The organism is Saccharopolyspora pogona (assembly GCF_014697215.1).
Taxonomy (GTDB): Bacteria; Actinomycetota; Actinomycetes; order Mycobacteriales; family Pseudonocardiaceae; genus Saccharopolyspora; species Saccharopolyspora hattusasensis.
In genome coordinates this window covers 2,126,660-2,151,255 of record NZ_CP031142.1, presented here as the reverse complement: position 1 = coordinate 2,151,255, position 24,596 = coordinate 2,126,660, and the positions used below count along the sequence as shown (strand labels likewise).

Below are 24,596 nucleotides of genomic sequence, written 5' to 3'. Positions count from 1 at the left end.
CGTTCACATCGTAGAACGTATACACAAGCCTTTGACGTGTACACATCCGCGATCGAGGATTGCAGCGACGAACCCGGAGCGGAGAACGGACCGATGGGCGAGCAGGAGACACCGGCGATCCCGCCGCGACTTGACCACGTGGTGATCGCGACCCCGACGCTGGACCAGACGGTCGCCGACTTCGCCGCCCGCACCGGCGTGCGGCCCGCCCCGGGCGGCGCGCACCCCGACCGCGGCACCCGCAACTACCTGGTCACCTTCGGCGCCGACAGCTACCTGGAGATCATCGGCCCGGACCCGGACCGCACGGTCGGCGACGACGCCCTCACCTTCGGGCTGGCGGCCCTGCGCGAACCCCGCGTCGCGGCCTGGGCCGTGCACCCCGCCGACATAGATGCCGCCGCGGCGCACATTGGCCCCATCGGCCCTGGGCAACGCCGCACGACCTCCGGCGAGCTGCTCCAATGGCGCCTCACCGAACCGCCGAACGGGCTGCCGGACGGCGTCGTCCCCTTCCTCATCGACTGGGGCACCACGACCTCGCCTGCCGTTGGACTGCCGGCGGTGGAGCTGGTGTCGTTCACGGGCAGCCACCGGGACCCCGATGCGGTGCGCCTGGTGCTGCGGGCGATCGGGACCTCGCTGCGGCTGGACACCGGCCCCGCCGGGCTCGCCCTCACCGTCTCCGGCGAGCACGGGCTCGTCGAATTCCGCTGAACAGCCCTGAAAACCGAACACGGATGGGGAAGCACCACCGATGACCGACACGATGCGCGCACTGGTCCTGGAAGGCCACGGCGCCCTCGACCGGCTTCGCCTGCGCGACGACTACCCGAAGCCCACCGCCATCCCCGGCCACGTCGTGATCAAGGTGCGGGCGACGTCGTTCAACTACCACGACATCTTCACCACCCGCGGCATGCCGGGCATCAAGATCCCGTTCCCGGTGGTCATCGGCCTGGACCTGGCGGGGTGACGTCGCCGAACTGGGCGAGGGCGAGACCCTCGACGGCGGCCTCGCGCAGTACGCGCTGGTGTCGGCCGAGCAGCTGATCCCGCTGCCGGAAGGAGGTCGAGAACACCCAGGCCGCGGCGCTGCCGGTGGCCTACGGCACCGCGCACCGGATGATCGTCACGAAGGAGACCGTCAAGGCCGGTGACAAGGTGCTGATCCTCGGCGCCTCCGGCGGCGTCGGCACCGCCTCGGTGATCCTCTGCAAGAAACTCGGCGCGCACGGGATCGCTGCCGTTGGCGACGACGACAAGGGCGAGAAGCTCAAGGCGATCGGCGCGGACGAGGTCGTCAACTACAAGACCGAGAACTTCCTCGACTACGTCAAAAAGCACCACGGCAAGCCGCAGCGCTACAGCTACGACACCGGCGTCGACGTGGTGATCAACTACACCGGCGGGGACACCTGGGCGCCGACGCTGCGCTGCGTGAAGCTCGGCGGCAAGATCCTGGTCTGCGGCGCGACGGCGGGCTACGACCCGACCGAGGACCTGCGCTACATCTGGAGCTTCGAGATCCAGGTGATCGGCTCCAACGGCTTCACCGACGACGACTTCCGCGCGCTGCTGTCCGGGGTCGTGGCCGGCGACTACGAGCCGCTGATCGACCAGGTGCTGCCGCTATCGCGGGCCCGCGAGGGCCTGGCCCGGCTGGCGGACCGCAAGTTCATTGGCAAGATCGTCGTCGACCCGTGGGGCGACGAGTGATGACCGAGCTGACCGCTTCCGACGTAGAAGAACTGCTACGGGCCGCCCCCTACCACCGGTGGCTGGACGTGCGGGTCGTCGAGCTGACCAAGGACCGCATCGAGCTCACCGCGAGCTGGCGCGAGGAGTGGATCGGCAACCCCGAAAGCCACGCCACACATGGCGGAATCCTGGCTTCGCTGCTCGGCTGGCTGATCAACATCGCGCTGACCGCGGGGGAGCGGCGGCTGCTGCACTGGGACGCGGCGAACCGGGACGCGGCGAATCGGGGCGCGGCGAATCGGGGCGCGCGATGAACCGACGAGTCCTGTCCGCACTGCTCGGCGTGGTCGGTGCCATCGCCACCGTGGCGATCTGGTGGCTGGCCACCGAGAACTCCACCAGCGTCTACTTCCCGCCGCTGAGCCGGATCCTCGAAACCGCCCGGGAGCACTGGGGCCGACATCGGCTCCGGCATCGGCAACCTGGTCAGCGGGCTGGCGATCGGCGTCGTGCTGGGCATCGTGGTCGGCGTGGCGCTCGGCCAGGTCCCGCTGCTGCACCGGGCGCTGTCGCCGAGCATCGAGTTCGTCCGCGCCATCCCGGCCACCGCGCTGCTGCCGTTCGCGATGATGCTGTTCGGGCTGGGCACCGAGATGAAGGTGTTCCTGATCGCGCTGGGCTGTGTGTGGCCGGTGCTGCTCAACGCGCTGGACGGCACACGTTCGCTGGAGCCCACGCTGCGCGACACCGCCAGCGGCATCCGGGTCGCCATCCCGCTGAGCCTGATCCTGACGGTCACCAGCGAGATGGTCGGCAGCCACCAGGGCATCGGGTTCGTCATCGTCGATGCGCAGAACACCTTCCGGATCAACGACATGTGGTCCGGGGTGCTGCTGCTCGGGGTGCTCGACTTCGCCCTGACCTGGCTGTTCGGCCTGGCCGAGAAACTGCTCCTGCCCTGGGAGAAACGCGCGGAGCGGACGCGATGAGCAACGCTGCACTTCGGACACCGGTGAGGACGACATGCTCGAAGTAACCAACATCGCCAAGGAATTCCCCACCCGCACCGGAACCGCGCGGGTCGTCGACGACGTCAGCTTCACCGTCGGCGAGCGGGAGTTCTTCACCATCGTCGGCCCGTCCGGCGCGGGCAAGACGACTGTGCTGCGCTGCCTGACCGGGCTGGCCAAGCCCACCGAGGGCAGCGTGCGCTTCAACGGCAAGGAGGTCACCGGTCCGCCACCGGAGTTCGCGGTGGTGTTCCAGGATTACGCCCACTCGCTGATGGCGTGGTTCACGGTGCGGCGCAACGTCGAACTGCCGCTGCGCAAACTCGGGCTGTCCGCCGCCGACCTGCGCCAGCGCGTCGACACCGCGCTGGCGCAGGTCGGCCTCTCCGAGGCGGGGTCGAAGTACCCGTGGCAGCTCTCCGGGGGCACGCAGCAGCGGGTGGCGATCGCCCGCGCGATCGCCTACCGGCCACAGGTGCTGATCATGGACGAGCCGTTCGCCTCGGCCGACGCGCAGACCCGCGCCGACCTCGAAGACCTGCTGCTGCGGGTGCGCGACGACACCGACCTGGCGCTGGTGTTCGTCACCCACGACGTGGACGAGGCGGTCTACCTCAGCGACCGGGTGGCGATCCTGAGCCGTTCCCCCAGCCGCATCGACGAGATCGTGCCGATCGACCTGCCCGCCGAACGGGACCAGGTCGGCACCAAGGAACTACCGGAGTTCGCCCGCCTGCGGGCCCACGTGTTCAGCCGGATCAGGGCGATGGTCAACAGCACCGAGCCCGCATCCGCGCACTGATGACAATGTGCGGATCGTTCTGCGTGGCGGTGCGAGTAGCGGAACCTCAGAGGCCGCCAAGCGGCTGCGCCGCTTCAAAGACAAGAACTATTTGGAGAGGAAACATGCGGGGAATTCCAAGGATCTTGGCGGCGCTGGTCGCGTTGCTCGCGGTGACTGCGCTGGCCGCCTGCGGCGGGCCGGAACTCACCAAGTCCGCCGACGGCCGCACCGCACTGCGCGTGGGCATCATCCCGACGATCGACGCCGCACCGCTGTACCTGGGCGTGAGCGAAGGCATCTTCGCCAAGCACGGGCTCGACGTGTCGGTGCACGTCGCCGACAGCGGTGCCGCGCTGATCCCGGCGACGATCAAGCCCGATCCGCTCGGTCAACGACCTGGCACACGCCAACATCGCGGTCAACTCGCTGCACAACATCGGCGAGGTGAGCATCAAGATGGCGCTGGAGAAGCGCGGCGTGGACGTCTCCGGCCTCCGGTTCACGCCGATGCCGTACTCGGACATGAACGACGCGCTCAAGCGCGGTGACGTGGACGCCATCTGGCAGGTCGAGCCGAACGTGCAGGCCGCCCTCGCCGCCGGGGTCACCCCGCTGATCTCCAATTTCGCCGAGGCCCGCCCGGAGGCGACGCTGGGCTACTACATCACCAGCGGCGCGTTCGCGAAGCAGAACCCGGAGGTCGTCAAGGCGTTCTCGGACGCCCTGGACGAGGCGAACCGGTTCGCCACCGAGCACCCCGACAAGGCACGCGAAGCGGTGGTGACAAACCTGAAGTTCAACCCGAAGATCGTGTCGACCGCGAACCTGCCGACCTACCCGCAGGGCCTCGACCGCGCCAGCGCCCAGGAGTACGCGACCTACGCGGTCAAGTTCAGTGCCGTCGAGAAGGCCCCGAACCTGGACGAGCTCTTCTGGTCCGGGCCCGGCAACTGACCGCCGGATTCACCGGTTGAAGGGCACCTTCGAGCGAAAGATTCGCCCGGAGGTGCCCTTCCCCTTTTCTCCGGAGCCCCATCGAGAAACACGCGAAACACCGGAACCGGCGGCGGTCCCGGCGGCCGGTGCGAAGTTCCCTCGATCGTGCGACACCCGGGCGATCCAGCACGACATGATCGCCGCCGACCGTGTAGTGTCTACGGTGGTCGTATTTTTCTGGGGTCGTGTTCGCGCGCACTCGCAGGATGGTGATGCGAGCGTGCTGCTATCTGGTTGTAGCTGGAGAAGTCGCCGTTCGAGATCCGCGACCCAGGCGGTCACGCAGTGTGAGTGCCTGTAGTAGTACCGGCTCCCAGAAGGAGAGAGACATGGCACAGGGAACCGTGAAGTGGTTCAACTCGGAAAAGGGCTTCGGCTTCATCGCGCCTGACGACGGTGGCGCGGACGTCTTCGTCCACTACTCGGCGATCGACGCTCGCGGTTTCCGCAGCCTCGACGAGGACCAGAAGGTCACCTACGAGGTCACCCAGGGCCCGAAGGGCCCGCAGGCCAGCGACGTCCGACTCGTCTGAGTTTCGGGTTGCCCGGCCGGTACCGGGTCCCGGGCCGGCCCCTAAGCTCGCGAAGGCCCCGCATCCCACCAGGTGCGGGGCCTTCGCCCGTGTTCAGGCGCGTCGGCGGCGGAGCAGGCCGAACAGCGAGGCGGCGAGCAGCGCGCCCGCGATGATCGCGATCGCCAGGCCCATCCGATGCAGGCCGGCATCGTCGGCGTGCCCGCCGATCACCAGCGCCAGGAGCGCGGCGGCGAGGTTCGCGCCGACGTACTGCGAAGTGCGGTAGAGCCCGGATGCCGCGCCCATGCGCTCGGCCGGGGCGGCGGCGTACATCGCGCCCTGGTTGCCCATGTTGTTGAACCCGTTGGGCAACCCCAGCAACGCGGAGACCACGAGCAGCAGCAGGATCGGCGAGTCGGTATCCGGCACCGTCAGCAGCAGCCCGCCAACGCACAGCGCGGCCGTCCCGACGAGCAACGCCGCTCGCGGCCCGTGCTTGCGCTGCAGCCGGGTGGCCAGCAGGGTGGACACCGCGCCGACGGCCGCGATCGGCAGCACCACCAGGCCGGTGCCGACCGGTCCCAGCCCCCTGGCTTCCTCCAGCCACTGCGGCAGACCGTAGAAGACGCAGTAGAAGGCCGTGTAGGTCTCGGTGGTTGTCCTCATGCGGCGCTCGGCCAGGGTGTCGGGATGCGTGTTCCCCGGTAGTAGTAGCGCTTCGCGCTGACTCGTGCCGGATCGAACAGCCCGACATCACCGTCGGCGGGCCAGATGCCGTAGCGTCGCCGCAGTGCTTTCCATGGGGTGCGCCGGTGCTTGCGTTCCTGCCACCGGACGACCTCTTTCCAGAGGTACGACCGTAGGTAGCTGAAGGTCGCGTTCGAGCATCCGTACTTGAAGTACGCGGTCCAGCCCCGCAGCATCCGGTTGAGCTGGTGCAGCAGGACCGCGAGCGGCTGGTTCGTGTTCTTCCGGCAGATCGTCTTCACCTTGGCCATGACAACGGCTAACGCTTTCTTGGCCGGGTAGACGTAGACGTAGTGCTTGCCGGTTCCTCGCTTGCGGTGGCGCTGGATGCGCCAGCCGAGGAAGTCCACGCCTTCGTCGATGCGGGTGATGAGAGTCTTTTCCGGCGACAGGCGCAAGCCCATCGTGGCCAAGACTCCCGAGATCTCCTCCTTCAGGGCCTCGGCGTGCGCCTTGGTGCCGGACACGGCTAGGCACCGGTGAGTAGCCCGGCGGTGTGATCCCGCCCGGCTACTCACCTCACCGCTGGCTTCGAGTATCAAGAGGACGCGCAGCGGTTCCTTGCCGATCTCCGCGAGCGGTTCGCGAAGTTCGGGCTGGAACTGCATCCCGACAAGACCTGGCTGATCGAGTTCGGGCGGCACGCCGCCTGGCGGCGAGCGGCGTGGGGGCTCGGGAAACCCGAGCCGTTCGACTTCCTCGGCCTCACGCACCAGTGCGGCAAGACGAGGAACGGGCGGTTCTGGCTGCGGCGGGTCACCATCTCGAAGCGAATGCGGGCGAAGTTACGTGAGGTCAAAGAAGAACTCAAGCGACGCCGGCATGAGCCCATCCCCGACCAAGGGCAGTGAGCCGTTCCGAGTAACGGTTCGCGACGCTGTGTGATCTTGGGGCGCGCCGAGCGGGGATGCGCGTGAAGACGCGGGATCCCTGCTACGAAGTGGTCTTCTCACAGATCAACTTCACAGGGATCCCGCGTGTCTACGACTGTCACATATACCGCTGTTCTGGAGGTATCCGAGGACAGTGTCTTGTTCCTGTCCGGACTGCTGCACGCCGAGCGTCTCCGGCGGGGTACCCGCAAGGGACGGCGTGCGATGGGGACCTACAAGCAGGCCGTTTTGGTGCTGCGCTGGTTCCTGGAAGACGCCCGGATGGCGGCGCTGGCCAGGGACAACGCCGTCGCCTTGTCGACGGCGTATGAGTACCGGGACGAGGGCATTGCGGTGCTCGCCGCGCGCCGGCCGTCGCTGCACGGGGCGCTGCTGGCGGCCAAGGCGGCTGGTCACTCGCATGTGATCGTGGACGGCACGCTGATCCACACCGACCGGATCTCCACCCCAGCCCCACCCGCGGGGTGGATTTGTGGTGGAGCGGCAAGCACCGCCATCACGGCGGGAACATCCAGGTTGTCTCCGCCCCGGACGGATGGCCACTGTGGACCTCCGACGTGCGACCCGGCCGCGAGCACGACATGAGTGCCGCCCGCGCCGACCCCGAACTGCTCACGCGGATCACCGACTGGATCACCGACGGCGCCCTCGCCCTTGCCGACCTCGGCTACGAAGGCGAGCCCGAGACCTTCACGATCCCGTTCAAGAAGCCCAAAGACGAGCAACTCACCATCGGCCAACAGTCCTACAACGCCATCCACGGCGCCCTACGCTGCCTCGGCGAGCGCGCCAACTCGCTACCCAAGACCACCTATAAGGCTCTGCGTCGCTACCGCGGCTGCCCCTGGTGCCTCGGCGACATCGTCGCCGCCGCCCTGGTCCTGCTCCACCACGAACACGGCCGCACCACATGATCAACAAAATTGATCACACAACGCCACGGGAGGTTACGCGGAAAGGCTCAGTGGCTGCGAAGCGTGGTGCAAGGTCACCTCGCTTACTACGCCGTGCCCGGCAACATCCAGGCAGTGGCGGCCTTCCGCACCCAGATGACCCGGCACTGGTACAAAGCGCTACGGCGCCGCAGCCAGCGCACGCGGATCACCTGGCCACGGATGAACCGCCTCGCCTACCATTGGTTACCACCCGCTCGCAAGATGCACCCTTTCCCCGACGTGCGCTTCGACGCCAAAACCCGAGGCAGGAGCCCAGTGCGGTAGTCCTGCACGCTGGGATCTGCGCGGGGGGTCGCCTGTGAGGGCCTGTGAGGGCGGTCCCTACCGCGATCGCCTCCGCGACCACCAAGCCCGCGCCGACACGCTCCGCAAAACCACCACCGGCACCCACCAACCACTACGCTAACCACCACCCCCGAGTGGGGAAATTCGATGAGCAACTCTGGCCAAAATCAATAAGTGGCGTCACACCTACCGGTGGGCGTTAGGCGGGCACCGCAATAAGTCGAAGTGGTGGGTCGTCGGCCACCACTTCGGCACGTATCATCCGACCAGGAACGACAGGTGGGTCTTCGGCGATCGCAGTAGCGGCGCCTACCTGATCAAGTTCTCCTGGACATCGATCGTTCGGCACCAGATGGTCAAGGACGGAGCATCACCTTACGATCCCGCCTGGCCGAGTACTGGAGAAAACGGCGCGGCAGGAACCCGCCCCCGCTGGGCCGATCCACCCTGCGGCTGTTGCAAGCCCAGCAGGGCCGCTGCCCTATCTGCGGGGACTACCTTCTGCACGCCGGCCATCAGCCAGCATCGCCCACCGAATGGGAGCAATGGCTGGCCGCCACCCGTAAAGCGATCATCAAACGCGCGATCGCCACAACGGACGGCGGGACCCCGAACAATCATCAAACCCGTCTCATACACGCCCACTGCCAACGGGACACCAACAGGTCCAATGGCAACCGCCCCAAACGGCTTCAGCCCGCCAGCTTGCCCTCGCGGCTTGCTTGAGCCGTGTGCGGCGACGAGTCGCATGCGCGGTTCTCAGGGTTATCTATTAGCAGCAATGCGGCGGTCCTATCCGACCGGGAGGTGTGATCCCTCCCGGCCACCCGACCTACTACTAGCACTGACCGAGCAGCCCTCGTAAGCTCGATATCGAGGACTGCCGATGAGTACTGTGTTCCATGTCCGCGGCGGGCAGCTTCCCACCGAAACGACGAGCTTTGTGGGTCGGCGGCAGATGTCGGCTGAGGTGAAGAAGCGGCTGTCGACGTCACGGCTGGTGACGTTGACCGGCCCGCCTGGGGTGGGCAAGACCCGGCTGGCCCTGCACGTGGCCCGGGAGGTGCGGCGAGCTTTCCCGGATGGCGTGTGGCTGGTGGAGCTGGCCCAGCTGCAGGATTCCGCGATGCTGGTGAGCGCGGTGACGGCGGCGCTGGAGTTGCCGGATCAGTCGGCGGGGGAGCCGCTGACCGCCTTGGTGGAGTTCCTGGCGGACAAGCGGTTGTTGATCGTGCTGGACAACTGTGAGCACGTGCTGGGGGCTGCCGTGGCTGTCGTGAGTGCCCTGTTGGGGGCGCCGGGGGTGCGGGTGCTGGCCACGAGTCGTGAATGGTTGCGTGTCACGGGGGAGCAGGCTTTTCCGGTGCCGCCGTTGGCGGTGCCCGGAGTGGATTCGTCAGACGATGGTCGGGCACAGGACCACGGCGTCGCTGAGTATGAGGCGGTGACGCTACTGGAGGAGCGGGCGGTGGCGGTGCTGCCGGGGTTCCGGGTGGACCAGGACAACGAGGAGGCGGTGGCGCGGTTGTGCCGACAGTTGGACGGGCTGCCGTTGGCGATCGAACTAGCCGCAGTGCGACTGCGGATGCTGTCGCCGGAGCAGATCTCACAGCGGATCGAGGACCGGTTCCAATTGCTCACCACCAAACATCGGGGTGCGCCCGCCCGGCACCAGACGTTGCGGGCAGCGGCGGAATGGAGTTTCGACCTGTGCTCGCCGGCCGAGCAGGTGTTGTGGGCTCGGCTGTCGGTGTTCGCGGGTGAGTTCGATCTCGAGGCGGCCGAGCAGGTGTGTGACGGTGCCGGCCTGGCCGAGGAGGACATTCTCGACGCCGTGTCCGGGCTGGTGGAAAAGTCAGTGGTGTCCCCGGTGCAGCGCGGTACCACGATGTGGTACCGGATGCTGGAGACCATCCGCCAGTACGGGCGAGAGCAGCTGGCCGCCCGTGGCGAGGAGACGCTGCTGCGGCGTCGGCACCGGGACTACTACCTAGCGGTGGTCAAGCAGGCCGACGCGGAATGGTCCGGGCCGCAGCAGTGGAAATGGTGGCAGTGGTTCCAGAGCCAGAACCCGAACCTGTGGGCGGCGCTGGACTTCTGCTGCACCGAGCCCGGTCAGGCAAGGACAGGACTGCTGCTCACCGGTGCATTGTGGTTCCACTGGATCGGCAGCGCTTTCGTTCGGGACGGCCGGTACTGGCTGGACCGACTGCTGGCGCTGTCGCGGGAACCGAGCCAGGAACGAGCGAGGGCCCTGTGGGTGCGCGGTTGGATCGCCATGATCCAGGGAGACCTCCCTAACGCAGAGCGTGCATCGCAGGAGGCCATCGAGGTGGCCGACCACGTGGGCGATCGGGCGGCCAAGGCCCACGCTACCCATTGGCTGGGATGGCATGCATGGTTTTGCGATGATACGGCGCGGGCGTCCGAGCTGGCGGAGCAGGCGCTGGCCGAGTTTCGCGCAACGGGGCAGCTCAGCACTTTCTCCCCCGCCCTGCTCTCCTTCAACCTTCTGGCCAGCGTGCATTTCGCACGTGGCGACTTCGAACGTGCTGGCGAGGCCTGTGCGGAAGGCCGGTCGATCTGTGAGCGTGCCGGCGAGGAGTGGCAGTCGGCCTCGATGCGCTGGTACCTGGGGCATGCTCGGCGGCTCGCCGGCGACATTCAGGCAGCAGAAGAGGAGGCCCGGGCAGCCCTTCGGATCAAGCGCAAGTTCAATGACACGCTGGGCGTGGCGTTGGGCATCGAGCAGCTGGGTCTGGTGGCGATGGATCGCGGTGACGCGAAACGGGCCGCCCGACTGTTCGGTGCCGTCGAGCCGCTGTGGAAGCTCCTGGGCAGCAGCCCCCTGCTGAACGCGAGTTTTTGGTTGCGGTGGCACCGCGACGGTGAGCGCCAAGCCAGGAACGCCCTGGGTGATCAGGCGTACGAAAAGGCCTATCGGCAGGGCACGCAGTTAGGCAATGAGCAGGCGGTGTCCTACGCGCTCAGTGAACAGGCTCCGGCGACTCCGACGCTAGCAAAGGTGCCTGCTGCGGGTTCCGCTTTGCCAGTACTGACCCGGCGGGAGCAGGAGGTCGCCAACCTGGTGACGCAAGGACTGTCGAACAAGGACATCGCCGAAGCACTGGTGATCTCGCAGCGCACCGCGGAAACGCATGTCGAGCACATTCTCTCCAAGCTCGGAGCCACCTCTCGGGTACAGATCGCCACCTGGGTCAGGGACCGTCTCTAGCTCCTCTGGGGGCTGCCGATCACGCCCTCCTGCACGCCCTCGGATGGACACCCGGCACCCGCTTGAACATCCGCGAGACGCGCGGCCTCCTGATCATCCGCACCGATACCCGTGGCGTGTGCCGCATCACCAAGCAGGAACATCTGCGGGTTCCCGCGACGGTCCGGCACTGCTGCGGCCTGATGGCCGAAGACCGAGTCCTGCTAGCACAGGAAAACGATTCCCGCAGGAAAGCGGCCTCTACAAGATGGAGTCGCTTCAGGAACGCAAGCTGCGTTACCGGCTGGGCATGGCCGCGTGCGTCCTGCTCGGCATCATCGTCATCGTCGCCCTCGTGATCGCATTGATCAACGCGTTGTCCGGTGACGGCACCATGGCCACGTCCTTGCCGCAGACAGTGGCAGCACCCGCACTCGCGTCATTGGCAATGTGCATCGGGCCCACTCCACGCGACGGCCCGGGTATATCCCCACTCATCCAACTCAGTGACGATGCCCGCTAAGCCTCGATCCACCGATGGCTGTTGGAGATGATGTTGGCGATGTTGATCTTGTCAGATGTGGGGAGGCGTGCGTTGCCCGCTGGTCTGCCCAGCCTGTTCCACTGATCAAGGTCTCCGGTCGGGCCCGTGTGGGCGGTGTTGGTACTGGTCAGGCTGCTGTTGGCGGTGATGACACGGCGGTGTGCAGGATGGTGAAGTGCTCGGCCCAGGGCCAGTGGGCGGGCAAGTGCAGGAGGGGTTTGCCTTGGGGGCGGGCCAGCCGGGCGGGGACGCTGACGAGGTGTCGGCGGAGGGTGGATCCTCGGGCTTTGGCGTGGAGTCGGCTGGTGAGTGCGCCGGCGGCGCGCAGCAGGTTATGGGTGATCGCGGCACATATGGCCCAGGCGGCGTTGGCGTTGAAACACCCGGAGAGGAGGTGGGCCAGGGGGCCGTCGATGAGGTCGGCGAAGGTGGTTTCGGTGATCGCGTGCTGCCGGTGTGTCACATCAGCATCCACCGTGGACAGTGTGGTGTTGGTGAGGAACGCGTGGTGACGCCACACCGGAAACAGAGCGTCAGCATGGTTTTTATCTTTTACGCGCCTGACGATCAACCGTGCGGTGATCTCGTGTTTGGTGCCGGCGAAGGCGGTGTAGGTGGTTTCGGCGACCTCGGCATCAGAGATCCATTCGCCGGTGTCGGGGTCCTGGACGGCTTCGGGATACTCAACCGGGGTCCAGGCGCCCTCGTCGATAGTGGCGATCGCGGCCCGGATCGCCGCGTTGTTGACCACGGTGATGGAGAACCAGGCCCCGGCCTTGCAGGCGGCGGTGACCACCGCACCGGCGTAGTAGGCCGAATCCGCCCGCACCCACAGCCTCCCCGTGGCCCCGGCCGCCCGGGCCGTGGTCAGGGCCTGGGTCAGCAGACCGGCCGCGCCCCGACCCGAGCCCGCGGACCCGGACCGTAGCCGCATCGCGGCGATCACCGGCGCCGCGATGCGGCGTGGACAGGGCGGCCACCAGCGGCGACAGTCCCCGCAGCCGCACCGGATAGCCACCGACCTTGGTGTGCCCGAACCGCGCGCCCTGTTTCTTCTTGCCGTACACCCGACGCAGCAGCGAATCAATGTCCACAAAGGTCAGCTGATCCGAGGCGTCCAGTATCGGTGTCCGTTCGGCGAGATTGATCAACAACCGGCGGGCCGCCGAGGCTAGCCGCAGGGTGTGGCCATGGGTGAAGGCCCGCAGGAACGAGCCCAGCGTCGACGGCGCATACACCCCGTTGAACAGGCGCTTCATCCGACCGTGGCGGATCACGTCGTCGCTGACCAGGTCAGATAACCCGGCCTGCTCGGCCAGCGCCATCACCGGCACCAGCCCCGCACGCGACACCAGATTGGCATCATCGAACCGCGCCGCCGCCCGCGACCACCTGTGCGACAATCTCACCGAAAGTGCCTTCAATCCATGCGACATCAGTGTTTCAGCGCGACATCAGTGTTTCAGCAACTCTGATCATCGCAGGTCAGAGGGCACTTTCGCTCATTAAACGTTGCTATTCAAGAACAATTCCTCGGTGGATCGAGGCTTAGCGTCACGGGCCCAGTGCACGGTGGCTCCGTGGGCTATCAGCTCACGCTCCAGCCGTTCGAGGTGGTCGGCCAACCCGAGCAGCGCCCGCTCCTTGACCGCGGCTCCAGCCAACCGGAGTTCCTCCCAGTTCTCGACCTCGCCGACCATCTCGCCCGCTTACCGCGGATGGTGCGCGTGGCGTGCGCGAGGTTGTGGCGCAACTGGGCGTCGGCCAGTGCCGTCCGGGCGGCTTCGGGGAACGACGGCATGCCGATGAACGTCGCGCTCATCCGCGGCCCGCCTTCCGCTCATGGGTCGTGCCGGGCGGGATCTCGGTCGCTCCGCTCGAGGGGGTCTCGGTCGCGGCAAGTACCTCGGCCAGATCGGCTGCCCGCAGCAGGTCTGTGCGTCCGGAAAGTCCACCTCGACGCCGAGCCGCCGCAGCAGCCGTACGACGGCGGCCCCGGTGTTGGGGAACATCGCGTCGTTGATGCAGGTGATCATCAGCGCGACCCGCAAGGGCGCCCGCTCTTCGCCGTCCGGTCCGACCGCGCGATGCTCATGGTGCCGCGACGTGCCGTGCCACGTGACCCAACCGGGAGAGATTGGCACTGAACCGCTTCGCCTCAGCGGCGACGAGTTCGTCGATCCGATCCATCCGCTGAATGTCGAAGTACATCCCGCGCCCCGGTATCAGCGCGCCCAGCTCTGCGAGGAGAGGAGCGAGGTTCACCGTGGGTCCGAGGGCATGTGCCAGGCCGGCTCCCGTCATGACAGGAATCGCGGTCACCCCAGCTAAGCCATCGGCCGGATACCGATCGAGAAAGGCTTTGAGAAGCCCTGTATAGGTCGCCTTGTAGGTGGGAGACGCGAAGACTGCGACGTCGGAGTTCGCTACCTTCGCATTCACCACGTACACCTTCTCGTTCGGCCACGTGAGCAGGTCAGCGCCGTAGTCGACGAGATCAACGACATGAGTCTCATAGTCGCCATCGGCGAACAGATGTCTGACCAGGTGTTCGGCGACGGTCCTCGTTCGCGAACGGGGCTTGGGATTTCCGATCACGATGGAGACGCGAAATGTCATCTCGATCCTCTCTTGGGTGTACGCGCACAACGCGCCCCCGAACGATTGTCGGTTGCTCGGGCGATGCGCCCAACCCGGCGCATCGCGAGACCCAGGCCTTATGTCTCGGCTTCCAGGCAACCGAAGAACTCCTCGCACGGCGCCGAGCTGACGATCATTGCTCGAGCGGGACACTATGACGCCGAGACCGATATCCCCGACTGCTCGAAGTAGCAGCGGTTCACCGCACTCGACGTGGTCGCCACCATCGACGTCCATCGGTCCCCCGGATCCTGATGGCGCATGAAGCTAGCCCACTCCCGCCGCATCTCGCGGCCCCGGACTCGCAGCTCGTCCCAGTTCGCCCCCCGGAGCATTGGTGCATACCGCCACGCTTCCTCGTCGCCGAAGAGATACGGCAGTTCCGCGCAGTGCGGAGCACCCCAACCCGACGTGGGTTCCTCGTGGATGAATTCGTAGAGCCAGCCGCCGCATCCAGCCCCACGCGCATCAGCCACGATGCGCCGAGAACCCTGCGTGAACCACTCTTCAGTGAACGCGCGCGAGGCATCGGCCTTCTGCGCCCTGACAGCAGGATCGCTGGCACCCTCAGCAAGCATGGCGAACGGCAACCCATCGTCGCGCGTCCAACCAGCGACGACCGCCGTGTTGATCGGAGACTCGACGTCCGGCTTCACCGGTGTCCAGATGGCCGGCGAAACCTCGGCGAACCGCCACTGCAGATCAAGTAGTTCGGCCGTCGACAGGTCGATCGGATCGCGGCCGGCAAAATCAAGGAACTGTTCGGTCCTCAAGGAGGCATCGGCGGCTGTAGCAGGTTCGCACAGCCGGTAGCCGCTCTGAAGGATGGCTCCGCGCACGCCGCTGGGCACCCCCCACCGCAACATCGCTTCCACTGCTGTCGCCCCAGCGGACTGACCGGCGATGGTGACGTTGCCCGGATCGCCACCGAAGCGGCCGACATTCTGTTCGACCCACTGGATCGCGTTCAATTGATCCCCGGTCGCCAACGACGGACCGTCGGCACCTTCGAGTCGCAGGAAGCCGAAGAGGCCCAGTCGGGCCGTCACGACCACGACCACCACATCCTGCTCCTCGGCGAAGAGAGTCCCGTCATACCACGGCAGCTCGCCGCCGCCGGTGAGGTTCGCGCCGCCGTGGAACCACATCAGGACGGGGCGACTCCCGTTGAGGTCGGGCGTCGACACACTGAGAACGAGACAGTCCTCAGATTGGTCGAGTGGCGCCTGCGGACCCAGGACCATCTCAAGCCGCGACGGATTCTGCGGTGGCACCGGTCCGCGTGCACGGCCCCGGTCGAGGCCTCCCAAGCCGACCGCACGCGAAGGCTCGAACCTGCTCGCCTCTGCGTACCGAAGGCCACGGTATGTCGTGACGTTGGACATTCCAGAACTCCCATCATGCCGACCGCATGACCGACATGATATGTCGCTGACAAGACGGTCGTAAAGATTGCGCGCCATCCGAACTGATCTCGGACCCTCGCGCGACGGGTCCCGCGCAGTCGAAGAATTGTCGTCGAACACCTAGCCAAGCGCGCTCCGCGGTGCTAACGTGCCCTTGATTCACCATCCTCAGTCGGGAACAAATAATCTCGGCGAGGGATTACCGAGCACAAAAAACGCTTGGCGCTGTGTTGACGCGGTGGACCGCGTCCCTCGCCTGTTTGTGCGTGTGCGGGTGGACGACGACACCGTGTCATCGATTGTCCGACACAGTGAATGAGGTCGCGTCCACCGATAGCTCTCGGGTCTGACCGCCTAGGCGATCGGCTCGGCCTCGTTGCTCTCTCCGAAGCAGATTCAAGGAGATTGTTCAGCAATGACTGATCCGATCAGCATCAGGAAAAGGACGAGTCGCACAGCCGTCGAACCCATCGCCTTCCGCGAGATCCTGGGCAACTATGCGTCCGGTGTGACTGTGATTTCGTCGCATGACGGCCACGAGCCGATCGGCTTCACATGTCAGTCGTTCTACAGCGTGTCCCTAGAGCCGCCCCTCGTCTCCTTCAGTGTGATGAGGACGTCTCGAAGCTATCCACGCATCCGAGAAACCGGCCGCTTTGCTATCAATGTCCTGTCACAAGACCAACGCGCCGTGTCGGACCAGTTCGCTCGATCGGGCCCGGACAAGTGGAGTGGGGTCAGTTGGCAATTCAGTTGTCAGGAGACGCCGATCCTTGACGGAGCGCTCACCTGGCTCGACTGCGAACTCGATGCCGAACACGAAGCAGGAGACCATTTCGTGGTGATCGGACGCGTTTGCGACATGGGTGCAGCAGCGTGCCACGAGAACTTGTCCCCACTGTTGTTCTTCCAAGGACAGTATCGGGACCTGGTGGGATGAGGAGACTCTTGGCCTCTACTCCGATCTCCGCCGGCAGTTCCCCGCGACTCCACCTTTGTTCCTCCGACAGCGGCCCAGCAAGATCCTGAAAGGGTATTTGATGAATAAGTTGATCGAGGTCGGCGTCTTCGTGCCGACCGTCAAGAGAGCGTGGTTCCACTCGGAGAACACGTTGTACAACCCGGGCAGTTTCGCACACTCTCTGCACGTGGTGAAGGGAGCAGAGCTATTTGGCTACGACTTCGTGCTGAGTCCGCAGAACTGGCGGGGCACCAAGGGCGCGTCCGGATACTGGCGCGAGACAGTCGACTCGCTGGCGGCAACCGGAGCGTTACTTCAGGCAACCGATCGGATTCAGGTCTGGGGTACGGCGCACATCACCGTCTTTCCGCCCGCGGTTATCGCGAAGATGTTTGCTTCCTTCGACGAGATCGGACCGGGGCGGGTCGGCTTCAACGTCGTGACCGGCGGCCAGAAAACAATGATGGACACCCTTGGTCTCTGGCGGGACGATCTCGACCATGACCAGAGGTACGACTTCGCAGACGAGTGGATCGACGTCGTCAAGCGCTTGTGGGCTGAAGAATCAGTGGACCACGACGGCGAGCACTTCCATCTCTACGACGCACTCTTGGACCCGAAGCCCAGTCGGCGCCCGAGGCTGGTCAACGCAGGTGCGTCCCCACGTGGATTCCGCTTTGCGGCTCAGAACTGTGACGTGGCTTTCATGGTTTGCGGCGACGACGAGAAGTTCATCGAGTCGGCCAAGGCGAGTAAAGAGATCGCTCGCGAACTCGGCAAACCAGACTTCAAGACCTACGGTCTAATGACGATCGTTCCGGGAGAAACCGACACCGAAGCCAAGGAACTCATGGACTGGATCGAGTCCGGAGTGGACCTTGACGGCCTCGCCGACCTGGCGGGTGGCTACAAGGCGAACGAGAAGGGGTTCAAGGACCTGAGCGCCTCCTCCCTCGCCACTCTCGGAGGTGAGAACTACCGCTCCGTTCTGCCGGGCGTCCTCGTAGGTTCCTACGACAACCTCGCACAACGCATTGCCGACACGGTCATCCGTGGAGAACTAGACGGGATCATGGTTGTGGTTCCAGATTACGTCGATCACCTCCAGAAGCTCGCACTGCGGACTTTCCCCCAAATGGAGCAATACGGGGTGCAAGCGAACGTTGGCCACGGCCTCTGATCCGATGGCACTGGTCCTGGACCCGGCGGTTCCTTTGACCGCCGCGTCCAGCACTGTCGGTGAGGGGCGAAACTCACTGACCCGTGGGGGGATCAGCAGGCCGAACTGATCCCGCACGGGCGAGGAGCTCGCAGTGGCACCGCCGGCACCTCCGGCTATCCGTGACACTTCGCTTGCGTTCAACCTGCCGGCCACTTCGTCGACCCTAGAAAAGTTGTAAGGACATGAAGACAATCGCAGTCGTTGGCAACCCCAAGCCCCAGTCCCGCACCGCTCACGCCGCAACCATGCTTGTCGAGGCAATCACCGGGCAGATGCCGCAGGTGATCGACCTTGTGGACTTGGGACCGGGTATCATGATTTGGGGGGATCCTGCCGTACAGAGGGCCGTTCAAGAGACGTCGGAGGCAGACCTACTGATCGTCGCCAGTCCGACCTTCAAGGCGACCTACTCAGGCCTTCTCAAGGTGTTTCTCGACCAGTTCGCCGGCAGAGAGAGCCTCAGGGGCTGTGTGACAGTTCCGCTGATGCTCGGTGCTGGGCCGGCTCACGCCATGGCCCCGGAGTTGCACCTCAAGCCCCTGCTCGTGGAGTTGGGTGCTACTTGCCCGACTCCAGGCCTATATCTGTCTGACAGGACATACGAGGACGACCAAGCGATCGCCAAGTTTGTGGACCGTTGGGGACCCGCTCTGCAAAGGCTGACCAGCATGGAACAGCGCATTGATCCCTAATGAAACGCGCATGGACATGGATGCTGACCCGCCGTTCGAGAGGTGTATCGACATCGAATGAAAAAGAATGATACGAATCGGAGAATAGGCGTGGAAGATGTTGAGCAGGACCGTAGCGGGACCGTTGAAGCAGATCGTCCGATCGCCGCGTCGTTGCGAGCCGGCAACACGATCTATCTGGCCGGGCAGATCGCGGACACGGCTGACGGCATCGTTCAGGCCCCGGACGACGTGATCGCTCAGGCCGCGATCATTTTCGAGAAGATCCGCGATATCCTGGCGGCGGAAGGCGCTTCCTTCACTGATGTGGTGAAGCTGGTCACCTATTTCGCCGTACCACTCGACGTTGAGGTGTCGCGGAAGTACTGGGAGGTGCGCCGGCGCTTCTTTGGCGACCACAAGGTGGCGAGTACCGGTATTCAAGTTGCAGCATTGATCTACCCGGAGTGCCTCATTGAGATCGAGGCGACCGCCGTCGTCGCATAGTTCCTTTCGATGGTTCACGCTACGGGACCGCCCCAACAGAATCGGTCAGTCCTTGTGACCGGTTCATTCAGTTCAGCAGGCGTGGGCTTGGGTTGCCCGAGACCAACCACTGGGCATCCCAGCCCGCCGCGCACTACCCTGAGAACCCAGTCCTCACCGAGGTCGGAACCAACTATTGATCGGGAACTTATAGGTGTGATCTTCGTTGTTCTGGCATGATCGCTGGTGTGCGGGACGCGCGGAGGTTGTCGCCTGAGGCGCAGGAGGATTTGCGGCGCAGGGTGGTCGCTGCTGTTCATGGTGGGATGAGTCAGGTCGAGGCGGCCCGGGTGTTCGCGGTGGCCCCGCAGTCGGTGTCCAGATGGGTGCAGGCGTGGCGGAAACGTGGCTCGAAGGGTCTCACCGGGCGTCGCCGGGGTCGCAAGTCCGGCGAGCAGAAAGCGTTGAGTGCCCGCCGGCAGCGCAAGCTGCGGTATGCGGTGGCCGAGCACACCCCGGCCACGTTCGGGCTGGCCGGCCTGGTGTGGACCCGCAAGACAGTGGCCGAGCTGATCCGGGTGCGCCACGGCATCGTGTTGAACCTGCGCACCGTCGGCAACTACCTGCGTTCCTGGGGATTGTCGCCGCAGAAACCGATCCGCAAGGCCTACGAACAGGACCCCGAGTCCGTACGCCGATGGCTGGAGGAGGACTACCCGGCCATCGCCGCCCGCGCCCGCCGCGAGGGCGCACTGATCCTGTGGCTGGACCAGACCGGGATCCGCTCCGACGCCACCGTAGCCCGCACCTGGGCACCGGCGGGCCAGACACCGGCGGTGGGCAAAACGGGCAAACGATTCAGCGTGAACGCCATGTGCGCGATCGGGAACAAAGGCGAGCTGTACTTCACCGTCTACACCGGCTCGTTCAACGGCAAGGTGTTCCTGCCGTTCCTGGACCGGCTGACCCGCCATCTGGACCGCAAGGTCCACCTGATCGTCGACGGACACCCCGCCCACCGCCGCAAGACCATCCAGCAATGGATCACCAAGCACGCTGAGGCGATCGAGATGCACTTCCTGCCGGGATACAGCCCCGAACTCAACCCCGACGAGATCCGGGGTGCCGACCTCAAACGCACCATGTCCACCAGCACAGCCCCGAAAACCCGCGACGAGTTGAAACAAGCGGTCCGCTCCTTCCTCCACCGGCTCCAGAAGCTGCCCGACCGAGTTCGCTCCTACTTCGGCAAACCCGAAGTTCGCTACGCCGCCTAACATCACACATTTGCCACCCGGATCAATAACCGAGCCTCCACGACACCGGGTTCAAGACCACGGCCGTCGAGGAACTCCCCGATGTGGTGACCGTGATGGATCCCATCCACGTCACGCGGCTGGCGGGCGAGGCCCTGGATGAGTGCCGACGCCGTGTCCAGCCAGCGATCCACGGTCATCGCGGCCGCAACGGCGACCGACTTTACTCCGCGCGACGTACACTGTCGACTGGCACGGGCCTGCTCACCGACAAACAGTGCGCTCGCCTCGATGGTTGTTCACCGACGACGCCCACGTCGAGGTCGAAGCGATCTGGGGCATCTACTAGCGGATGATCGCCGCCTACCGTCACCCCGACAAGAAGAAGCCGCGAGCTGATGGTCAAGGTGATCGACTCTATGAGCCACTGCGTCCCGAAGCCCCTGGTCGAGGTCACCAAAACGGGCTGCACCCTGACCAAGCGAGCCGCCGACGTGCTGGCCTAGTTCGACCAACCCGGCACCAGCAACGGACCGGCTGAGGCGATCAACGGCCGGCTCGAACACCTCCGTGGGAGTTCCTCGGGGAAGAGCCCCATTTACAGGGGGTGTGTCCGGCCGTCTGTGTAAGTGACGGTGGCGGTTTCATGGGGTGGGGATCCGCCCCTCGAAGTGCATCGTGAACGCTTGGAGCGCATTCCTCCAGCCTGAGCTGCGGATTCCTACGTTCGGCGAGCGGTAGTCCTCGAGGTTGCGGACCGCGTGATACAACACCTTGAGAACGGCCTGCTCTGAGGGGAATTGGCCCCGGTTGCGGACGACTCTGCGGAGCCGGGAGTTGAGCGACTCGATCAGATTCGTCGTGTAGATCACCCGCCTCACTTCCGGTGGGAACGCCAAGAACGGCACGAACTCTGACCAGTGGGTGCGCCAGAGCCGCACGATCGCCGGGTAGCGCTGCTCCCAGGCCTCGGCGAACGCATCCAACGCGGCCTCGGCAGCGGTGGCATCGGTGGCGGTGTAGATCGTCTTCAGGTTGCGGGCCAGCCGAGGTCGTCCCGCGCTGGGCCCCGGATCTGCCAGCGGGCGGACAACGGCGTGCACGACCCACCGTCGAGGATGCGGACGCGCTCTACCTCCCGGCTTGTGTCGGATCGATGTTCGGCGCCGTCGGCGACGGCGTGCAGGTCAGCCTGGAGCGTCTCTGTGAGCGCGTCGGGCTCCGCTTGGCCGTGCCGGAGGAGATCGACTCCTTGTGCTGCGGTACGCCTTGGTCGTCAAAGGGATTCTCGCGCGGGTATGACGAGATGCGTACCCGAGTGCTTCGAGTGGTGAGGCGAGCTGGGCACTTCCGGGTCATCAGCGACGCGACGAGCTGCACCGAGGGTTTCACGAAGCTGCTGCACGATATCCCGGGCGTTCAGGTCCAAGACGCTGTGGCATTCGTGGCCGAGAAAGTCCTGGATCTCTTGCCGGCTCACCACAAGATCCCAAGCCTCGTGCTTCACCCCACCTGCTCCTCCGCACAACTCGGCGTCGACGACGCCCTCATCTTCGCAGCGGCGGAGGCGGTCGGCTCGGCGGGACATGACACGACACAGGGCTTCGGGATGACCCGGAGCCCTGTGTTGCTGGGCCGGTCAGCCGAGGGGACCCGGCACGAGCCGGACGAGCTGGTTGACGTGGCGCGGCTCGAGCTCGGCGAGGGAGGAGACGCCGAGCAGCTTCATGGTGCGCTCGATCTCGTCGCGCAGGATCGCGATCGTGCGGTCGACCCCGGGGCGGCCACCGGCCATGAGGCCGTAGAGGTAGGCCCGGCCGATCAGGGCGAAGTCGGCGCCGAGGGCGACGGAGGCGACGATGTCGGCACCGTTCATGATGCCGGTGTCGACCATGATCGTGGTGTCCCGGCCGAGCTCGCGGACGACCTCCGGCAGCAGGTGGAACGGCACGGGTGCCCGGTCCAGCTGGCGGCCGCCGTGGTTGGAGAGCACGATGCCGTCCACGCCGTGGTCGACGAGGCGCTTAGCGTCGGCGACGTTCTGCACGCCCTTGACCACGATCTTGCCGGGGAAGATCCCGCGGATCACCTCGAGGTCCTCGTAGCTGATCGTCGGGTCCATCGCGGAGTCGAGCAGCTGGCCGACCGTGCCGCCGGTTGAGGAGAGCGAGGCGAACTCCAGCTTCGGCGTGGTGATGAAGTCGATCCACCACCACGGCCGGATCGCGGCGTCGAAGACGGTGCGCAGCGTGATCTGGGGCGGGATCGAGAAGCCGTTGCGCTTGTCGCGCAGCCGCGCACCGGCGACGGGGGTGTCGACGGTGAAAAACAGCGTGTCGTAGCCCGCGGCGGCGGCCCGGCGGGTCAGCTCGTACGACGTCTCGCGGTTGCGCATGACGTAGAGCTGGAACCAGTTGCGACCGTCGGGGTTCGCGGCCTTGACGTCCTCGATCGAGGTGGTGCCCAGGGTCGACAGGGTGAACGGGATGTCGGCCGCGCCGGCCGCGCCGGCACCGGCGATCTCGCCCTCGGTCTGCATCAGGCGGGTGAAGCCGGTCGGCGCGATGCCGAACGGCAGGGCGCTATGACCGCCGAGGATCTGGGTGGAGGTGTCGACGTCGATGGCCGGGCGCAGGACGTCGGGGTGGAACTCGACGTCCTGGAAAGCCTGGCGGGCGCGGATGATCGACAGCTCGCCCTCGGCGGCGCCGTCGGTGTAGTCGAACGCGGCCCGCGGCGTACGACGCTTGGCGATGAGGCGAAGGTCGTCGATCGTGAGCGCCTTGGCGAGCCGCCGCGTGCGGGGGTTGAGCTCGGGCTTCCTGAATTTCAGCAGCTCGAAGATCTCGGCGGGCTTCGGGAACTGGCGGGCGACCATGGTCGGGTCCTCTCGAGGCTGGTGGCGATGTGTCGGGATCAGGGGCGGAGCTGGGCGAAGTAGCCGTGGATGTGGTCCCTGACGCAGGTGCGGGCCAGGTCGGCGTGACCGGCGGTGACGGCGTCGAGGAGGGCCGCGTGCTCGGCGCGCAGCCGGGCGACGGTGGCCGACCAGTCGTCGATCCGGGTGATGCCCTGCTGGACATAGGCCTCGATGGCGGTGCGCAGACCGCCCATAACGGCGAGCATCACCTGGTTGCCGGTGGCCTCGGCGAGGGTGAGGTGGAAGCGTGCGTCGAGGGCGAGGAACTCCGCAGGGGTGAGCAGGTTGTCCTCCATGCGGGCAAGCAGCTCACGGGAGGACTCGAGGCTCCTGACCTCATCGGACGACGACGCGAGCGTCCCGACGACGGCGGTCTCGATCGCGACGCGGGTGGCGACGACGTCGTCGACCCCGAACGCCTGGGCGGCGGTCTGGAGCCGGAGCATCGTGGACATCCCGGCACCGGGGCGCGCCACGATGATCGCGCCGGACGACGGACCGGACCCGGTGGCCGTGCGGACCACGCCCATGACGTCGAGCACCCGGACCGCTTCGCGCACGCTGGAGCGACCGACGCCGAGTCGGGCGGCGAGATCACGCTCGCCGGGGAGTCGGTCGCCGGGCCCGAGACGACCCTCGCCGAGCTCGCGCTCGAGGTGGTCGAGCACGGTCCGCCAGGCGCGTGGGGTCTCGGCCATGGGAGCTCTCCTCGGTACGCGGATGTGCGGTCTGACCACACCGTACCATGTGGTCAGACCACATTGGGTGAGCACTCACTGGCGACATGGCCGTCGTGGCGGACCATCGCCCAGATCTTGCGGTGCCCCACGCCGGGTGCTCGTCGGCGTACTGGAGGATCCGCTCCCGTGCTGCGTCACGCGCCGGGCGTGGCCACGGTCCCTTCGCCTGGCCGCCGGACGTGGTCTTGGCCTGCCAGCGGCGCCGGGTCCGTTCCGGGAGGTCGAACTTCTCGCACCACCTCGCGGTCGACATCCCGGACTCGATCCGGATTACCTCGAGGTCCTCGAAGGGACCAACCTGCCCTCCGCGCACTCCTTCCACGCCCGCAGTTCGACTGCGGCCTCGCCCAGCGCCTGGGTCAGGTCCTCGACCTCGGCCTCGAGTTGCTGCTCCCGCGTCGACGACCCGGACCGGCCGGCCGTCAACGCGGTCTTCCCGGCCTCGAGGAAGTCGGCCTTCCATCGCCCGATCGACTGTTCGGACACACCTTCTCCCGCCAAGCAGCCTCAGCGATCGTCATATCCCCGGCCAACACCTCAGCACGATCCGAGTCTTCTGCTCGTGTGCATGGTGCTGACCGGCCGAAGACGGGTAGGAACAGCTGGGCGAGGGCGCTGCGCTCGAGCGTAAGGTAGAGGTTGGATCCTT

The 24,596-nt window shown here is 66.0% G+C and carries 26 protein-coding genes and 3 pseudogenes; 17 read left to right on the top strand and 12 right to left on the bottom strand.

Going from position 1 to position 24,596, the window contains the following annotated elements:
• Positions 1-36 precede the first annotated feature (36 nt).
• The 8 genes from DL519_RS09775 to DL519_RS09745 all read left to right on the top strand — a co-directional run bounded on the left by DL519_RS09775 (position 37) and on the right by DL519_RS09745 (position 5,024).
• Complete coding sequence (locus DL519_RS09775) at positions 37-717, top strand: VOC family protein (protein WP_223838661.1); 681 nt, start codon at positions 37-39, stop codon at positions 715-717.
• Positions 718-757: 40 nt separating this feature from the next.
• Positions 758-976, top strand: a complete 219-nt coding sequence (locus tag DL519_RS45990; RefSeq protein WP_223838659.1) for an alcohol dehydrogenase catalytic domain-containing protein — start codon at positions 758-760, stop codon at positions 974-976.
• 125 nt (positions 977-1,101) lie between these two features.
• Positions 1,102-1,719: a zinc-binding dehydrogenase gene (locus tag DL519_RS45985; RefSeq protein ID WP_223838656.1), complete on the top strand. Its 618-nt coding sequence runs from the start codon at positions 1,102-1,104 to the stop codon at positions 1,717-1,719.
• A complete protein-coding gene (locus DL519_RS09765; protein WP_190814116.1) occupies positions 1,719-2,015 on the top strand; it encodes a PaaI family thioesterase in 297 nt (98 codons plus the stop codon). Before DL519_RS45985 ends, DL519_RS09765 begins: the two co-directional genes overlap by 1 nt.
• A gap of 195 nt (positions 2,016-2,210) precedes the next feature.
• Positions 2,211-2,690: an ABC transporter permease gene (locus tag DL519_RS09760; protein WP_223838654.1), complete on the top strand. Its 480-nt coding sequence runs from the start codon at positions 2,211-2,213 to the stop codon at positions 2,688-2,690.
• 34 nt (positions 2,691-2,724) lie between these two features.
• Positions 2,725-3,513 (top strand): ABC transporter ATP-binding protein, encoded by a 789-nt coding sequence (locus DL519_RS09755; RefSeq protein ID WP_190814114.1) that lies wholly within the window; start codon positions 2,725-2,727, stop codon positions 3,511-3,513.
• A 360-nt stretch (positions 3,514-3,873) separates the two neighbouring features.
• Positions 3,874-4,449: an ABC transporter substrate-binding protein gene (locus DL519_RS09750; RefSeq protein WP_190823880.1), complete on the top strand. Its 576-nt coding sequence runs from the start codon at positions 3,874-3,876 to the stop codon at positions 4,447-4,449.
• Positions 4,450-4,820: 371 nt separating this feature from the next.
• Positions 4,821-5,024: a cold-shock protein gene (locus DL519_RS09745; protein ID WP_168588610.1), complete on the top strand. Its 204-nt coding sequence runs from the start codon at positions 4,821-4,823 to the stop codon at positions 5,022-5,024.
• Positions 5,025-5,117: 93 nt separating this feature from the next.
• Here the strand turns inward: DL519_RS09745 and DL519_RS09740 are convergent, their stop codons facing one another.
• Both DL519_RS09740 and DL519_RS09735 read right to left on the bottom strand, forming a co-directional pair.
• Positions 5,118-5,672: an MFS transporter gene (locus tag DL519_RS09740; RefSeq protein ID WP_190814112.1), complete on the bottom strand. Its 555-nt coding sequence runs from the start codon at positions 5,670-5,672 to the stop codon at positions 5,118-5,120.
• Entirely contained in the window at positions 5,669-6,466 is a 798-nt protein-coding gene (locus DL519_RS09735) for a group II intron maturase-specific domain-containing protein (protein WP_223838652.1), read from the bottom strand. Before DL519_RS09735 ends, DL519_RS09740 begins: the two co-directional genes overlap by 4 nt.
• Positions 6,467-6,730: 264 nt before the next feature.
• Here DL519_RS09735 and DL519_RS09730 point away from each other — a divergent pair.
• From DL519_RS09730 to DL519_RS09720, 3 genes and pseudogenes are all read left to right on the top strand, one after another.
• Positions 6,731-7,560: pseudogene (locus DL519_RS09730) on the top strand (transposase family protein).
• 1,213 nt (positions 7,561-8,773) lie between these two features.
• Positions 8,774-11,122, top strand: coding sequence for an ATP-binding protein (locus tag DL519_RS09725; RefSeq protein ID WP_223838649.1), 2,349 nt, complete (start codon positions 8,774-8,776; stop codon positions 11,120-11,122).
• A 247-nt stretch (positions 11,123-11,369) separates the two neighbouring features.
• Positions 11,370-11,624 (top strand): hypothetical protein, encoded by a 255-nt coding sequence (locus DL519_RS09720; protein ID WP_190814110.1) that lies wholly within the window; start codon positions 11,370-11,372, stop codon positions 11,622-11,624.
• A gap of 148 nt (positions 11,625-11,772) precedes the next feature.
• Here the strand turns inward: DL519_RS09720 and DL519_RS09715 are convergent.
• From DL519_RS09715 to DL519_RS09695, 5 genes and pseudogenes are all read right to left on the bottom strand, one after another.
• Positions 11,773-13,054 (bottom strand): annotated as a pseudogene (locus tag DL519_RS09715) (IS1380 family transposase).
• Between the two features lie 96 nt (positions 13,055-13,150).
• Positions 13,151-13,345 carry a hypothetical protein gene (locus DL519_RS49380; RefSeq protein ID WP_190814108.1) on the bottom strand — a complete coding sequence of 65 codons (195 nt, stop codon included), beginning with the start codon at positions 13,343-13,345 and terminating at the stop codon, positions 13,151-13,153.
• A gap of 9 nt (positions 13,346-13,354) precedes the next feature.
• Positions 13,355-13,681 (bottom strand): heterodisulfide reductase-related iron-sulfur binding cluster, encoded by a 327-nt coding sequence (locus DL519_RS49800; RefSeq protein ID WP_397544939.1) that lies wholly within the window; start codon positions 13,679-13,681, stop codon positions 13,355-13,357.
• Positions 13,682-13,736: 55 nt separating this feature from the next.
• The gene (locus tag DL519_RS09700; RefSeq protein ID WP_190814106.1) at positions 13,737-14,264 is read right to left on the bottom strand and encodes an NADPH-dependent FMN reductase; all 528 of its coding nucleotides are present in this window, start codon (positions 14,262-14,264) and stop codon (positions 13,737-13,739) included.
• 173 nt (positions 14,265-14,437) lie between these two features.
• On the bottom strand, positions 14,438-15,748 hold the full coding sequence (locus DL519_RS09695) for a carboxylesterase family protein (protein ID WP_190814104.1): 1,311 nt from the start codon (positions 15,746-15,748) through the stop codon (positions 14,438-14,440).
• Between the two features lie 358 nt (positions 15,749-16,106).
• Here DL519_RS09695 and DL519_RS09690 point away from each other — a divergent pair, with 358 nt between their 5' ends.
• From DL519_RS09690 to DL519_RS09665, 6 genes and pseudogenes are all read left to right on the top strand, one after another.
• The gene (locus DL519_RS09690; RefSeq protein ID WP_190814101.1) at positions 16,107-16,631 is read left to right on the top strand and encodes a flavin reductase family protein; all 525 of its coding nucleotides are present in this window, start codon (positions 16,107-16,109) and stop codon (positions 16,629-16,631) included.
• Between the two features lie 100 nt (positions 16,632-16,731).
• Positions 16,732-17,832 carry an LLM class flavin-dependent oxidoreductase gene (locus DL519_RS09685; RefSeq protein ID WP_190814099.1) on the top strand — a complete coding sequence of 367 codons (1,101 nt, stop codon included), beginning with the start codon at positions 16,732-16,734 and terminating at the stop codon, positions 17,830-17,832.
• A gap of 224 nt (positions 17,833-18,056) precedes the next feature.
• The gene (locus tag DL519_RS09680) at positions 18,057-18,566 is read left to right on the top strand and encodes an NADPH-dependent FMN reductase (protein WP_190814097.1); all 510 of its coding nucleotides are present in this window, start codon (positions 18,057-18,059) and stop codon (positions 18,564-18,566) included.
• Positions 18,567-18,656: 90 nt separating this feature from the next.
• On the top strand, positions 18,657-19,052 hold the full coding sequence (locus tag DL519_RS09675; protein WP_190814095.1) for a RidA family protein: 396 nt from the start codon (positions 18,657-18,659) through the stop codon (positions 19,050-19,052).
• Positions 19,053-19,267: 215 nt separating this feature from the next.
• On the top strand, positions 19,268-20,308 hold the full coding sequence (locus tag DL519_RS09670) for an IS630 family transposase (RefSeq protein ID WP_190814093.1): 1,041 nt from the start codon (positions 19,268-19,270) through the stop codon (positions 20,306-20,308).
• A 44-nt stretch (positions 20,309-20,352) separates the two neighbouring features.
• A pseudogene (locus DL519_RS09665) lies at positions 20,353-20,874 on the top strand (ISL3 family transposase); the annotation flags it as partial.
• 57 nt (positions 20,875-20,931) lie between these two features.
• Here the strand turns inward: DL519_RS09665 and DL519_RS09660 are convergent.
• The 5 genes from DL519_RS09660 to DL519_RS09640 form a co-directional block, all read right to left on the bottom strand.
• Positions 20,932-21,390, bottom strand: a complete 459-nt coding sequence (locus DL519_RS09660) for a transposase (protein ID WP_190814091.1) — start codon at positions 21,388-21,390, stop codon at positions 20,932-20,934.
• A 173-nt stretch (positions 21,391-21,563) separates the two neighbouring features.
• Positions 21,564-21,794 carry a hypothetical protein gene (locus DL519_RS09655; protein WP_190814089.1) on the bottom strand — a complete coding sequence of 77 codons (231 nt, stop codon included), beginning with the start codon at positions 21,792-21,794 and terminating at the stop codon, positions 21,564-21,566.
• A gap of 132 nt (positions 21,795-21,926) precedes the next feature.
• On the bottom strand, positions 21,927-23,165 hold the full coding sequence (locus DL519_RS09650; RefSeq protein ID WP_190814087.1) for an alpha-hydroxy acid oxidase: 1,239 nt from the start codon (positions 23,163-23,165) through the stop codon (positions 21,927-21,929).
• A gap of 38 nt (positions 23,166-23,203) precedes the next feature.
• Positions 23,204-23,905 (bottom strand): FadR/GntR family transcriptional regulator, encoded by a 702-nt coding sequence (locus tag DL519_RS09645; RefSeq protein ID WP_190814084.1) that lies wholly within the window; start codon positions 23,903-23,905, stop codon positions 23,204-23,206.
• Between the two features lie 312 nt (positions 23,906-24,217).
• Entirely contained in the window at positions 24,218-24,433 is a 216-nt protein-coding gene (locus DL519_RS09640; protein WP_223838647.1) for a hypothetical protein, read from the bottom strand.
• Positions 24,434-24,596 lie beyond the last annotated feature (163 nt).